Below are 13916 nucleotides of genomic sequence, written 5' to 3'. Positions count from 1 at the left end.
GTTTACACCTTGTTGGCGTGTCGTTTATCTTTACTTTTTATAGTACTCTTTAACTACTTCTTCTAAATCTCTGTTCTGCCTGTCGTACAACAGGGTCAGTTTGGTTTCAAATGCTGTTTGAGAAACCTCTGATTGCCAGCCTTTGTCAATAGAGGTGAAGGCTTTGTTCAGTCTCTCTATGAATTGGTGCCAGCCTGGTGTGTCCTCGTTTATACTTAAGTCATGCCCTCCTGCGGTAAACACATCAAGGCATATTACATCATATGTATACAGGTCTTTTTTGTAAGCCACTATCGTATTCAACTCACTCCAGCTAAAAGCCATTTCTTCTTCCTCAATGGTTGCCGAAAAGCCGTTGTCCATGTACTCAAAAGCCCCTAAATCATTGTACCTTTTTTGGAAGTCTATCTCTCCATATTCTTTTGCGAGTTTGCTCCCTGGCCTTATGAAGAGCGTCTTTGGATTGAGTAACTGATAAAGTCCTTGAACAACTCCGAAACCAAACAGTAATAACGTAGCCCAGAAGCTAAAAGAATTTTCCTTTCTATCCATGAAAGCAAAGGCTGAAAAGACGAACATTCCAGAGACAATAGTCAAAGCGATTGTTTTCCAAATGCTTTCAAAGATTATTTCCCTTTTCTCAAAATCTTCAGCTTTCATATCTTAAATGCACGCCAACTACTTGATAAACGGAATAACTCCGATTATTGAACCTATGTATGGAGTTAAACATCCGTTTATCCAGCTACTGTTGGTTGAATTAACGGAACTGGCCAACCAAATATACTATATATGGTTTAATAGATGCATTAGCGGTTCAGGTTTTCGCTTCACAATAAACCATGCTTCAAAAATCTCGTTTGCAGCTTGCCTGTGCAGGTTCTTTCGCTTCAGTTCTAGCAAATGTCAGAATTGAAGTAACATGCATTAAAAAGAAGCGCCTATAAAAGCCATCATCTACACTCGGGTCTCCATGAACGGGCAGACCACCAACCGCCAAGTAAAGGACCTGCGGGAAACCGGCTATGAAATCGTAAAGGTGTTCTCGGAAAAGATTAGCGGTTTTAGTAAGTCGATAGGGGAGAGGCAGGAGCTCCAACGGGCCCTGGCTTTCATGGACAAGGAAGGCATCAGATGCCTGCTCATCCACGAAATCTCCCGTTTGGGCAGGAACACCACCGAGGTGCTGAACCTCTTGAAAGACCTGGAGGCAAAGAGGATCTCCGTCTACATCCACAACCTGGGCCTCACCCTCTCGGCGGAGAACGACTCAAACCACGTCTTCACCAAGCTGGTGATTACCATCATGGCGGACCTGGCGAGGATGGAGAGCGAGCAGCTGAGCCTCAGGATCAAGTCCGGGACCCGCAGCCGCAAGGCAGACGGGCTCCATACAGGTAGGAAGGTCGGCTCCCAGGAGACTCGGGAAAAGTTCCTGGGTAAGCACAGAGAAGTCATCAAGTACCTCAAGTTAGGCCGATCCTACCAGGAGATCACCAAGCTCACCGGGGCGGCACCATATACCATATCCAAGATGAAGAAGGCGCTGGCGGAGGGGTGAGCATGGGCGGGCCGCAAGATAAAGCCTGCCTACCTGTACGTCTGCCCGAATACGTGCTTAACGGCCCTGTCGTAAGATTCCGACCGAGGCCGCACGTCCACCGACAGCATCTCCATCTCCGTCCGGCTGCCGTTGATGTTGGCGTAGTTCAGGCGGACGAAGCCGTAGAGCGGGTGGAAATAGGATTCCAGGGCGGTAGTGCCTAGTTTGCTGGTGCCGGTCGCCTGTACGCGCTGGCAGGTGAGTTTGCCCAGCGGGGTGTCCAGCAGGACAGGGTCCCCCGTCCTGTAGCGGTTCTGGACTCGCATAATCCCCTCCCAGGTGGCCCACGCCGGATCTGAGTAGTCGTCGTCGCCCCACGGAAACACATCCCACTCCCAAGTCTGTCCCTTGCGTGCGGGCAGGAGGATGTCGGGGAAGGGGTTCAGCTCAAGGATGGCGTAATTGCCGTAGCGCGGTGGGTGCAGCCAGAACTTCCCGGCCCTCTCGATTCCGCCCACGTACTCCTTGGGGATGCCGGTGAGGGTCGTATCCTCTTTGTAGAGCCACTCATAAACGGTCTGGGTGCTGTCCACTGACCACGGCTCGCCCAAGGCGGTCATCACGACCGTGTCCAGGGTTGCCTCTGTAGAGGCGGGGGCGTACCACCGCACTAGGTAGACGAAGCGGCGGTTCTTGGACAGGATGCTATGGTGGCCCGAGGAGGTATCGGCAAGTGCCGCACCCGGGCTAGGTGCCGGTGATGCGGGGGGGTGCTGGGTGGAAGGCTGGCAGGAGGCCAGGAGCATCCCGAGGAGGGCTGGTCGTAGTAACAGGCGATTCGCAGATAAACCCATGGGCTGAAGATCTGACTATTTATCCAACCAACGGCATTTCCCGGTTGGAAATCGCTCCGGCGGAAAGCTGCTGGGCATGTGCCGCCTGCAAGCTGCCTCCTCCGCTGGTTTTGGCTCCGCCCATGTTGAGTTCTTCCGCTGTCTCCACTCAGCCAGCCTGTCGCCTTCCCTGGTCCATTTATGTGTGTGGCTCACGCCATCCTGTGTGGAGCCTGGCTTTCATTTCGGGTAAGGGGCGACAAATAAGCCAGGTTATGTAAACCGAGGAAACAGGCTTTCTTTGCCTCTGTGGATTCAGTCCTTGATGTAGAAGTATTGCGCATACTGAGAGACCGAGCCTAAAGGCGCCCCTCCCAGCTCCCTCCCGTTGACGTATACCCTGTCGGGCCGGCCGACAATCCGGAGCGTGTCCACGTCCCGGTGATTGAGGTACAGGTAGAAGGTCTTGTCGAGCTTATCGAAGTCCGTGTCCGCTGCGGACGTGCCCTCCAGGTAGCCAAGGTCAAATGCCCATGATCTCCTTCCTCCCTGTTCTTCAACAGGGACCCTCAACAACGGCTGTGCCTTCCCTGCCTGGTTGAAGACCTGGATCGTGTCCGGGTGGTAGGGCTTGCCTTGGGTGGATACCAGGGCCCCATAACTCGCGTCCACGATCTCAAAGCTGGTGTTACCCCAGTTCCTTTCCTCCCATCCCTTCTCCCAGTTGCAGCAGGTCAGCATAGGGGCCGACAATATGGGCAGGAGACGGATCAAAGTGCGTTTTGGGATGGCCATGGTGGAGGTGGTTTGGATATTTCTGATGCGGTTCGCCCAAAGGTACGGCGGGTATGTTAAGTTAAGGCAAACACAGGGGCTGCCTAGAATAAACCTGTACGTAAGATTCCCGATAAGCTAGAATATGTATAATAAGTGGCTTAGCAGACCGGGCTAAGCGGCGGCTAGGAAACCAAACAGGGAACACTTGCCGGCACCCCCATGAAAGGTGAGGGTTATGTTGTCTTCGTGAAGCGCCCGTAGAGGGTGACGATCCGCGCGGTCTTCCAGCCTTCCGTGGTATAGAGGCGTTTGGAGAGGGTGACCTCAATCTGTCCGTCCCCTTTCACCAAGACCGACTCGGCGGGGGTATACAGCTCTGGATTGCTCTGGTCGGCGGGTTGGGGCTCCAGCAGTAGCCGGGTCCGGCTGCTGTCAAAGGAAAAGGACCAATAAACCACCTTGGTGGCATACCATAGGCGGGAGAGGGGGTTATCATTGGTGGGCTCAGCGGGGGTTAGCTCCTGTTTGGGCCATTGGTGGATAAAAGTGAGGGAGGCCGGGGCGCTGTTCGAACCCGTGCTGTACACCCGAACCTCAACCCAGCTGTTGGACAGGTCGCCTATCTCCGCCAGCATATCGGTGGAGGCGTTCCCGTCCCGGTCAACGTCCAGGGCCAAACTGCTGGTTGAGCGGATTGGGGCATACTTTCCGTGGAACTGTTCCTGCAGGGCGGTCACCCCATCAGGGGCAACCTCGTCGCACTCCCTGCAGGAGCCCAAGCCTGCCAGCCCGGCCAGCAGGCACATTATGCTCAACTTTTTCATCTTGGTCTATTCGAAAGGCATGAATGGGTAATTGCGGCAAGGTACTGACCCACTTACAATAGTTTAAGTCGTCCGTGTTATGCTTCTGTTATTTTTATAGGTGCCACCGCTCCCGAGTAAGCGTCTGCCAAGGATGACGTTTAATCGGGAGCGGTGGGCGGAGTGATCTTATTTAATCATATACTTCCTAGATAAAGCACTCTTATTGAATTCCCTCACCCGTGAAAGTATCAAAGCATAACCCCTAACTCCTGACAATCAGGGCACATTCGCTTATAACTAGTGTTATGATAAGCAGAGGCGTTTTATGGCTTTTCTTATATTATAGGAAGAGAAAAGGGGGTTAAGGTTAGGCGCTGTGGCAGCAGCTAGAAAATTCACACTAGGCTGGGCTTCCTCAGGCCCACTGGAATATTAGAAAAGTTTTTGCTTATATAGACCAAGGGAGAAAGAGAGCAGCTTTTGCGTTTTTTGAAATATGATCAACTCCGGAACCTCCGGATTCTGGCTGTGCAGATACCGGAACAGGTCTAGGCGGCACTGTAGAAGTTCTTTGTAATCTTCTGCTCCTCTGCCTGCCACTCCCTGTAAAGCTGCTTTATGAACAACTTGAATAGATTCCAATTCGGGCGGCAAAGCTGAGCTGTTACTTTCCCTTTTGTATCCCAATTAATAATCTACCAGCTCTGTTTGAGGTATGAGATTAGACGAAGATGATGATTTTCAAACTTGGTGTTCAGAATGTGAAAAAGAGCGGCTTAAAATAGACTGCATGAGCTTCTCAATTGTTACCTAAACCCTATTTACAACTTGTGTACTGTGCTTATTGATATATTTACCATAAAGTATAAATAGGAATATAGTCCAACTTTCCAAACATGTTTTCAGCTTATCAACCCACTCAGGTATGGTTTCCATATTGATGATGAACTGATTGTTTATCTCTTCACTATCTAGCTGCGGGAAGATGTTATCTTTGATATCGATTAATGCTTTCCAGTACAGTTGTTCTTCTTCACTTTCTAAATAAGTGGTTTTGTCGAACGGAAACGCATTAAAAATATTTATATAAAAGTTTAATATTATTTGATAAGATTGCTGCAGCTCCAGGCCTACATTGTCTACATGTATATTTATTTTTTCCTGTTCAGTTTGATCTAGTTCCAGTTCATCCAAAAACCGCAAATCATATAGATGATCCAGGAATAAAACCAGTTTTCCAAAAGATTCAGCTGCTTTGTTCACACCATGGAAAGCTGTGATTAGCTGAGTCCAGGTCTCTAATTTAAGGTTTTCAAGTACACGGCTGTCTATAGGTTGCGGCATTAAATTAAAAGAAGCCAGTTCGTCGATGGATCTGTCTTTTATCGTATAAAGCCTTACTTCAAGCCATTGATTGTTGATGCTTCGTTTTTGAATTGTCTGCACGAAATAAAAGTTCGAAAACCACAATTGTAGCATCAGGTACTTTAGGCTTGTGTATTCTGGATGATTGATCGCCTTTTGTACAAGGCTATATGCTTCCTTCATGCCTAATAGTGCTCCTAAAGGACTTTCACTATCAATACATATAAGTGGTTTGTCATTGGTAGCAGTGCTTCTGATATATTTGATCGAGAAGAGGTTGATCTTTGAAGCTTGCTTAAAATCCTTTATAATCCTATTCTCGAAGTCTGATTTGAGCCCTAAGACTTTTGTAAAGGAGTACTTTCCTTTGGAATTATCATTTAAAAAGGCTTTCCAATAAGTGGCTGTAGTGAGTAAAGAGTTTACTTCTACTTTTGTAGTGTGATTGGTATCGAGGTTAACAAAAGTACTTTTGTACTGGTGGTTATAGGCTATTAGTTTCTCGATAGCATTGTACAAGTTAATTTGTGACAAGCGCTCTATATTCTCATCATGAATGTGTTTCTCTGAATTCTTAAGCTTGATTTTAGAAAAAGCAGTTTGGCCAGCTTGCGTGATAAAGAGATCTATGTTAAACGTAAAATCTGAGAGGCATTTGAAGAACTTATCGTATTTAGAATACAGCGTAATGGTTTTTTTTTCATTTTCATTTTCAGCAATTCTCTCTGGTTTAATCCTTCCATATATGCCTAATGGATCCTTGATTGATTTTGGCTCCTTTATCTTCTTTGTTTTATGCAAAAAGGCATTTTGCATGATGGGCACTATCGGTGCGTATGTTTTACGCTCCTGGAATAATTGCTGAAACGATTTGTTTATCTCTTCAATCTTGCCTTGTACAAGGACTTCCCATTTGTTTAATTGGGCGCGGTACTCACTCCAATCGGCAGGTCTGTCTTTATACTCATACAGGTTGATGATGGTGGAATTTATATTTACCCACTCCTCTAGTGGTAAATTCTCAAGAGATATAGATTTGTGCGTTTCGTCGTGACTTAAGGAGAGCGTTTGCAGTCGGTGGCCGTGCCCCTGAGAGTTAAAGCGCTTCTTATCTGGGAATGCGGTTCTTAGAATATCTAAAATAGTTACGGCAAAATTATTGCTTGATCTAGTATCCTCCTTCTTTTGAACATCGATAATGTAGTGTACGAGCACTTCATTATCATCAACGGATACATGATGGATATCAAGTTCACTTTTTAGTTTGTCTACAAAAAAGGGAGCGTATTGCTTTCTGATCGCATTGAGTTCCGGTGAGTAAGTATGCATCCCCAACATAAGCTTCGATAAGCTTTTGCTATCTAAGATCTTAAATGCTGATTCGTAATCACTTTCCGAGAATGCAGGTATAACGTGCTTGCAGTTATCAATATTCTTTAACCAAAACAATGCTTCACCAAATGACTTCCATTCAAATCCAGAGAGTGGCGTTTTTTGGGGATAGATAAGCTTATTTATCACATCGGAAGCTAATTTGAACACCTTTGTTTTAGGCTGTAATCTAGTATTTAGTTCCTTTATTTTTTCTTTACGCTCCTCTTCAACATGAAGTAGATCAAGTAAGTTATTTTTATCGAAGCTACTGGCAAACGTAAAGTCTAAAAGCATTGTCCAGGCATCACCGAATGCTTCCCTACACTCATCCATGACATTCCTATTACTTTCCACATAGTCACGAATACCAGCCCAGATATAAGCTTTGATGATAGCGGCATAAATAGACCAGCTCTCCACAGCCACTTGGTGCAGCTTGGAAATAAGCTGATTGGGCGTAATAATGCCAAGGTGGAATACTTGCAACAGGAATAAATACAGATCTTCCTCTGCTATCAGAGAAATGCATTTAAAAGTATATTGTTCTTTACGTTCAGAGAAATCACCAAACAAGATTTCGATTAACGTTTGTGATCGAACCATATGCAGCCCTTGTATAAATTTCCTGTCGGATGTCTTTTTTATCAGGTACTCATTTTCTAATTTTTCAATTATAAATTGGTAATCAATGTTTGCATCTAATTTGGAAATATCTATTCTGGCGCCTAAAGAATCGGCAAGGCTTACAATTTTTAAAAAATCTATCTGAGGGTTATTTGTCAGTCCTCCTTCACTTATGATCTGATGAACCTGTTGCTTTAACTTGTTGTGTAGAGAATCGCCTTGTGTTATAGAATACACAAACTCCAACAGAGGGGGATCATTTCCAAGCTTGATCCAGCCTTCTTCAAAGTCTGTATAATGATTAATCTTACTTCTTTCGTTTAACCGATGGTATATATCCCCGGCTTCTTGTTTTGAAAGAGCCAGATCAATTTCCTTATGCTCAAATTCTACTCCGACCGCTGTCGCTCGATACCAGTCTTCATTTCGAATGGCTATCAAAAACAGGATATGTTTTAAATGAGATGACTCTTTTACAATTTGAAGCCAGTCCGTACTATTAGGCTTTACATTGATCACAAAAACGGCTGGAACATCCAGGCTTTTACTTATAGAGGCTATAGCCTGAATTGATCTTAAAGAATTGATAGGGTCCTGTTGGATATTTAGCTCGAATGACAGCCGATCGTTATAATATTGATTTATAAAACTGAATACCAATGCCGTCTTTCCTTGCCCTGAAGCTCCTTTTACGATGACAGCATTCGTTTCTCTTAGTGCTGTATTAATTTGTTCTAAATGCAGCTTTCTGTTTACATCAAGTCCCAACAGGATATGCTCGTACCTTGTTGAGGTTGCGTTGTAAAACTCTGTCTCTAATAAACCTATATTTAAATTTTCAATTGAGATTTTGTGCAACGGTTTCAAAGCCAAACCATACTGATCATGAATGGCTATTCGTTCAGTTAAATACTTCCCAAAATCCTCAACCTTATTATAAAAATCTTTTGTTGTTATAAGTTGTTGCTTCTCCGCAGTATGTTGTAACCAATTGAGTAAAAAGCCAATTGTAGGGATAGGGTCAATCAGTGGGAAATTAGTTTTCATCATCTTCTCCACTTCCTCCGCAATTTTCTTCTCGTTTATTTCTTCAAGCTGAATTTTGCTTTTTACCAGCTTCCAGTCATCTACTGTTATGTTATATTTTTTAAGAATAGTCTTTTCACTTTCATTTACCGTGTCTTTGTATTCTTTGTAGTTTTTTAAGCTTTGACTAATCTCTCCATAGGACACTAGCACTGGAATTGCGGCCGAATAGCTTGCCAAAAATCTCTTGACAAAGGATGTTCTTTTATCAGATAATATATCTGACAGTGTGAGAGGTTTGGTTAGGTTTTTTAATTGGATTGCGTATAACAGCTGCCTATTAGAATCTAGAATATCCAAATCCTCTTCTCCCTCTAACCTGAATACCAGATCATTTGAAAAGTTAGATAAAATGTAATGCAGCGAATATAAAAACTGTGTTCTATAACCTTTTAATGCAGCTACTGCGGACATACTATTCTATTTGTGTACTTTATTTTAGCCTTCGTTCATAAAGCCTCAGAGATGAATCTGTCTCTATCACTATCACTAAGATGAACTTTATAGCCTTTATAGGCAATATTATTTAAAAAATCAAAATTAAATTTTTTCATACGATTCAGCCTATATAATAGACTATATTCTGTCCGAGGGTTAGCAGCCTTGATTGGTAAGGATGTGCAGCTGATGACAGGCGGGAGAAGTAGGAGGAACGTAAATTATAAAAATGAAGGTATTAGGTCTTATCCAGTATAGCAATAGGCTTAGCACAAGTTGACCTGACGTTTAAAAAGTTGCAGGCAATAACGCTGTACAAAGCACTAAGTGCATTCCACAGTGTGGGTTAATGTTGTATTTCCGTAAGGCAGATAAAAATTAAAATAAGCTATTATTTAGGGATACGCCATTAAGCTCAGGAGCATACGCCCCGTAGGAGCTAGGCAGCATGCAAAGCCCGGTCACCACAAAAGCAGAGGTTCGTTACAGTCTTAATGATGACGTGTGATGCTAAACCTTATCATTTACCCGTTAAATATCTACTGTCTGTTCCTGATTAAAAGAAATTACTAATTGGCTCTCGAAAGTCGGTAATCCCTGCCTGGGCTGGTTTGGTCCATGGTGCTCCCCTTAGGGTTGCCGTAACGGTCAGCACAGCATAAAAGGTATAGACAGCTTTCCCCGTTTCGGTCAGCTTCTGGGAAATGTCCAGCACGCAGGCGATGCTGCTGCGGAACTGAATCTTGCAACGTACTACCTCCTCTTTAAAGTGCTGGTTCTTCATGTGAAAGGTGCATCTCCATCCAAAGCTTCTGGTTCTCCAGCGGAATTCGCTCTATCTCGGTCTGGGTCTTCTCCTGATCCAATCCACATTGTTATATCTCATGTTGGAGCATGCGTTTCTCCAGTTCCTGCCGCTCTGGGTCGCTCGGGAGGAGCTGGGTGAGTACGGTGCCTGGAGCGGCGGTGGCTACGCTTATGATCATTGTCAGGACAATGACAAGCAGCATAATAAGGTTAGTAAGTGTGGGAGGAGTACTGGTTCAGCCTAAGCTAAAGAAGCATCAGTGGCTGCTGAATACATAGTCCGATCCCAACAGCATTACCACTTCCAACACATCATTGAAGGGTCAGGTATTGCATATTGAGACCTGTTTAAAAGGATATATAACGTGGGAATAACTTAAGAGACACCCCTTCCTGCTTAACCGTGGCACTTTTTATAATGATATGTTTGTCGACAATTTTATCGTGATGTATTGCCTACAAAATTATCATGAAGCACAATGTCAAACCTGCCACTCGGTGTTTGGAAATTGTTTCTCTGTGAGGCATCAAAATCCTCTTGGCTACATGAGCTAAAAAAAGCACGTTGATAAGAGGTAGGGCCAAGACCTTTATCTCCCAGGCGCTGTTTTCTGTATAAGGTATCAAACAACGATTCTGTTTCAGTATGGTTGAGGCTGCTTAAATTTGTCAAAAGCATTTTGATGTTGACGGCCATATAAGCATAGTGTACTTTTACCTTGGACGGATCATGGACATTGAGTAACGGCAACTTCAATTTCCAAGCTGATAAGGAATGACCTATTTGTTCTATGATGTTGTTAAGCCCCCGTGATTCCTCTATAGTGATTGTGATGATCTCAGGTTGTATATTTAGAGCTGTTCCGGAGAGGCCGATTTCACAAAGCGTGACTTGAAGCAGCGCGCAAAACTCTTCGGCGATCCCGGTGAGATTCATGGAATTTTCAAACTTTACTCTCCATTCAGCACCTACCATTTTAAATCGGATGATTCTTTCTGTTCCTAGGTCATTGAAGGGCTGATCTTCAATTCTGGTTGAAATAAACTCTTTTAAATCTGCCATTTCCTGTAAGGCATTTTGCAAAGGAGCCACAACATATTGCATGTCCTGGGAGTAATAGCTGCCCAGATTTTGCTTGTAAAAATTAATGAAATGTACCAGTTCCGGATTTAGGCGTTCAGCGGATTCTACCATGAGCGCAAGATCAAGAAATGATTTAACTAGTAATTTTTCTCCGTTCAACCCCTGCGGATCGAAATGCTGTCTTGCATTTAGAAAGTTTAGAAAATCATTTAAAGCACTCATCCAGGCACCTTGTTTATAGTCTGAATGAAAAACCATAGCATAACTATCAGAAACTCTTTTTAAAGATTTAGGATCGCCAAAATTGAAGGCAGACCAAATACCACACAGGCCATAGTACTTGCCTGCAAAGTTTGCACCCAACGCTGCGTAAAGCTGGGCTATGTTGATCAATGCCAGTATATACCCGTCCTTAGTGTCGTTCAGGAGCCACAGTTTTGCTGATTTATGAAAGCAATCCAATGCTCTGAGGAAGTTTTTTGATCCCCCTTTGTTTAAATAAGCAACCCCTCGCTCCACAAAATTATGCGCCTCAATATGTTGCCTTCCTGTCTGTGCCGCCTGATCTGCTATTTCACTTAAAAATGTTTCGATTGCGTCTATGGCGTCATCATTAACCCCAAAATTTATATAAAGCTCAATTATTTGGTTCAAAAGATCGCTTAGTTTGGTAATAGTATAGAGATTGGCTTGCTCAAGCAAGGGAATGATCTGCCTGTATACCTCAAGGGCAGCAGTAACCTTCTCAAACTTTGGTAAACTTCTGTTCAGTTGCAGCAAGGTTGAGCCTTTTAGCTCCAACAGAAGACAGTGTTCGTCTATGTCGCGTGGAGAGGCCAGTTTTTCATCGATATAGGAACTGATTTTTTCACGCCAGCCTTTGATAATAGCAGTGTTCAGGAAGTCTTGCTTAAGCATCGATTGACTCATAATGATCTGGAGTAAGGAAATATCCTCCTCTATATCAGCCAGCGTGTTCCTTTCCTCAAAATTGTTGAAATAAAAATTTATAAGATCTACCTCGTTGACTATGGGACCCGTTGTTTCGGAACTACTCTTACAGATAGATACCTTTAAAAACAGGTATTCATAAATAGCTTTTCGCTTGCAAACAATGATCGTTTCCGGCAGCACGATGTACAATCTCAATAGTCTAAGCCATACGCCAGCATGCGCAGAGCCGTGGATGTTCCACCTGCAATACCTGGTAGCATCTATCAGCTCATAAAAAGCACCAATGGTAAATGTATTGATCGCTGTTACTCCTGACCATTTTGCAAAAACCGCTGCATACCATTTATCCTTTTCAGAGCCTTCGTTTAGCGCAATTACATCCAACAAGTCGTTAGTTAGCATACGCTCCTTCTCATCTGGTTCCGCCGTCCTTTTGGCTATTTCATAATGCAATACAGCTAGATAGGTAGTTGCCTGCTTGGTTTTAATCGATACAGGCAGGTGCATGATCAAAGACTCAATCTCTTCAAGTAAGCCCGGAATGGCTTTTTCCTGAGCTATTGCTTCAAATCGCCATCTGATGGATACAACAAACTTTTGCCAGAATGCGTCAGGCAAGTTGTCATACAATTTTTTAGCTTGTTGGAAGTCTCCTGTGGCGTCTCCGGCTATATTCCTGGCATATCCTTCCTTGATGAATTCGTCAATAATAGTTTTAACTTGGACTACGCACCTGCCCAATAGCTCTGCGCTCATGTTTTCCTGATGCGCATTCCACTCTCTGAGTAAATTTGCATTATTGCCCCGTATTTCTCTGGCAATGGAAGAGTTGGTTTCAAAAACAAAAGTTGCTTCATCAAACAAGTACTCGCCTTTGGTGAACAGCATGAAAAAATTGAAGATACTTTTGGCAATTTCTTCTGTAGAAAAGGAAAAGTTAGAGGAATATAACTTGATTTGTCGAAACTTTACTGTTCCCTCTTTGAAATTGCGCTGGAAGATATCATCCTCGTAGTCACAAAAGATGACGTCATCTTTATCAGCTATTCGATTCTCTAACCATGTTTTTAATGTTTTAAGCTTTTGGTAATGATAACCTTGTTCGGTGGCAGTTGCACCTGTGTCTTTGCTAAACAGGTAAAGCTTATTTGTGCCCATGAGATGAAGTTATAATGTAAAGTTGGTACTAGGTTGTGTTGACAAATAAGGAATTAATTTTGCTACTTTCTGTTAGCTGTTTTTAAAAGTTTGTGCGGTGCTACGAAATCACAGACCACTCATGGGAACGGGTTAAGGAGTTGCTGCCTGGCAAGTCTACAGATGTCGGCCGGACAGCGAAAGATAACAGGCAGTTCCTGAATGCCATATTGTGGGTTGCCCGCAGCGGTGCCCCTGGCGGGACCTTCCGAGCGTTTCGGTCCCTGGAAATCGGTTTACCAGCGCTTCCGCCGTTGAGCCAGGAAAGGGGTGTGGCAGCGGGTGTTCGAGGCACTGTAGGAGCCGGACCTAGACTGAGTGATGCTCGATTCCACTACCATTCGGGCACATCAGCAGGCGGCTGGTCAAAAAAACTACCGCGGAAGCCGAGTGCTTAGGCCGAAGCCGGCGCGGGTTCAGCACCAAGGTTCACGCCTGCTGCGATGCGTTGGGCAATCCGCATCGGTTCATCCTCTCACCTGGGGAGCAGTCGGGCCATCGGCAGGCGGAGGCCCTGCTGGCCGGGGATAAGCCGGCAGCTACCGGCTGTGGTGTTAGCGATGATATATCGCCTTTAGAGGAAACGGAAGCCATACTTCAGGGAAAGTGGCGAAGCGTATCAATTAAATACGATGTTTATCTCTCATACAAATCAGAATTGTTAAGTTCTGGTGCCACTCACGTTGATGAAATTGAGTTGATCTTCTAATGGGATTCTCCCTCCTACAATTATTACAATCTAGCTAATACCATCATCATTTCCACTACAACGGAAGAACTAAAGCTAAGTGAAAGGGCAGGCAGACAGTACCTCATGCTCCGGATGGATGAGTACGAGGTGCTAAGCCTGGACAGGGACAACCTACAACAACGGAATCGTTCGTCTACTGGCTGAGTCGACCCGGTTCTGGAGCTATTCTTCTATGTCTAGCTACCGGTGGTATCCATCAGCCGTTCCGAACTGCTCTACCCTTGGTCACAGGGTCTGCTCTCCTTTGGTTGATGGAAGTTTTATTGCCACAAGTACG

Annotated in this window: 12 protein-coding genes; 3 read left to right on the top strand and 9 right to left on the bottom strand. The window is 44.4% G+C overall.

Annotated elements, in window-relative coordinates; genetic code table 11:
- Positions 1-30 precede the first annotated feature (30 nt).
- Entirely contained in the window at positions 31-660 is a 630-nt protein-coding gene (locus DC20_RS05865; protein ID WP_062542973.1) for a hypothetical protein, read from the bottom strand.
- Positions 661-973: 313 nt separating this feature from the next.
- On the opposite strand from DC20_RS05865, the gene DC20_RS05860 reads away from it, so the two are divergent.
- A complete protein-coding gene (locus tag DC20_RS05860) occupies positions 974-1561 on the top strand; it encodes a recombinase family protein (RefSeq protein WP_062542972.1) in 588 nt (195 codons plus the stop codon).
- A 29-nt stretch (positions 1562-1590) separates the two neighbouring features.
- Here DC20_RS05860 and DC20_RS05855 read toward each other — a convergent pair whose 3' ends face one another.
- Positions 1591-2214 (bottom strand): hypothetical protein, encoded by a 624-nt coding sequence (locus DC20_RS05855; RefSeq protein WP_169788163.1) that lies wholly within the window; start codon positions 2212-2214, stop codon positions 1591-1593.
- Between the two features lie 22 nt (positions 2215-2236).
- Here DC20_RS05855 and DC20_RS22810 point away from each other — a divergent pair, with 22 nt between their 5' ends.
- On the top strand, positions 2237-2404 hold the full coding sequence (locus tag DC20_RS22810) for a hypothetical protein (protein ID WP_157593063.1): 168 nt from the start codon (positions 2237-2239) through the stop codon (positions 2402-2404).
- A 12-nt stretch (positions 2405-2416) separates the two neighbouring features.
- On the opposite strand, the gene DC20_RS23550 is transcribed toward DC20_RS22810, so the two are convergent.
- The 7 genes from DC20_RS23550 to DC20_RS05820 form a co-directional block, all read right to left on the bottom strand.
- Positions 2417-2545, bottom strand: a complete 129-nt coding sequence (locus DC20_RS23550; protein ID WP_262506344.1) for a hypothetical protein — start codon at positions 2543-2545, stop codon at positions 2417-2419.
- 146 nt (positions 2546-2691) lie between these two features.
- Entirely contained in the window at positions 2692-3150 is a 459-nt protein-coding gene (locus tag DC20_RS05850; protein WP_169788162.1) for a hypothetical protein, read from the bottom strand.
- 236 nt (positions 3151-3386) lie between these two features.
- Complete coding sequence (locus DC20_RS05845; RefSeq protein ID WP_157593062.1) at positions 3387-3977, bottom strand: hypothetical protein; 591 nt, start codon at positions 3975-3977, stop codon at positions 3387-3389.
- Between the two features lie 792 nt (positions 3978-4769).
- Positions 4770-8822 (bottom strand): hypothetical protein, encoded by a 4053-nt coding sequence (locus tag DC20_RS05835; RefSeq protein WP_062542967.1) that lies wholly within the window; start codon positions 8820-8822, stop codon positions 4770-4772.
- A 580-nt stretch (positions 8823-9402) separates the two neighbouring features.
- Positions 9403-9630 (bottom strand): hypothetical protein, encoded by a 228-nt coding sequence (locus DC20_RS05830; RefSeq protein WP_062542966.1) that lies wholly within the window; start codon positions 9628-9630, stop codon positions 9403-9405.
- Positions 9631-9721: 91 nt separating this feature from the next.
- On the bottom strand, positions 9722-9856 hold the full coding sequence (locus DC20_RS23545; protein WP_262506343.1) for a hypothetical protein: 135 nt from the start codon (positions 9854-9856) through the stop codon (positions 9722-9724).
- Between the two features lie 236 nt (positions 9857-10092).
- Positions 10093-12849, bottom strand: coding sequence for a dsDNA nuclease domain-containing protein (locus DC20_RS05820; RefSeq protein ID WP_062542964.1), 2757 nt, complete (start codon positions 12847-12849; stop codon positions 10093-10095).
- A gap of 92 nt (positions 12850-12941) precedes the next feature.
- On the opposite strand from DC20_RS05820, the gene DC20_RS05815 reads away from it, so the two are divergent.
- Positions 12942-13286, top strand: a complete 345-nt coding sequence (locus DC20_RS05815; RefSeq protein WP_071885387.1) for a transposase — start codon at positions 12942-12944, stop codon at positions 13284-13286.
- Positions 13287-13916: the final 630 nt, after the last annotated feature.

Source organism: Rufibacter tibetensis (assembly GCF_001310085.1).
Taxonomy (GTDB): domain Bacteria; phylum Bacteroidota; class Bacteroidia; order Cytophagales; family Hymenobacteraceae; genus Nibribacter; species Nibribacter tibetensis.
This window is presented reverse-complemented; position numbering and strand designations above follow the sequence as displayed.

Bases quoted from the DNA above. Each gene is read 5' to 3' on its own strand.
- DC20_RS05865 (WP_062542973.1), bottom strand. From the start codon at position 660: ATGAAAGCTGAAGATTTTGAGAAAAGGGAAATAATCTTTGAAAGCATT.
- DC20_RS05860 (WP_062542972.1), top strand. From the start codon at position 974: ATGAACGGGCAGACCACCAACCGCCAAGTAAAGGACCTGCGGGAAACC.
- DC20_RS05845 (WP_157593062.1), bottom strand. From the start codon at position 3,977: ATGAAAAAGTTGAGCATAATGTGCCTGCTGGCCGGGCTGGCAGGCTTG.
- DC20_RS05835 (WP_062542967.1), bottom strand. From the start codon at position 8,822: ATGTCCGCAGTAGCTGCATTAAAAGGTTATAGAACACAGTTTTTATAT.
- DC20_RS05830 (WP_062542966.1), bottom strand. From the start codon at position 9,630: ATGAAGAACCAGCACTTTAAAGAGGAGGTAGTACGTTGCAAGATTCAG.
- DC20_RS23545 (WP_262506343.1), bottom strand. From the start codon at position 9,856: ATGCTGCTTGTCATTGTCCTGACAATGATCATAAGCGTAGCCACCGCC.
- DC20_RS05820 (WP_062542964.1), bottom strand. From the start codon at position 12,849: ATGGGCACAAATAAGCTTTACCTGTTTAGCAAAGACACAGGTGCAACT.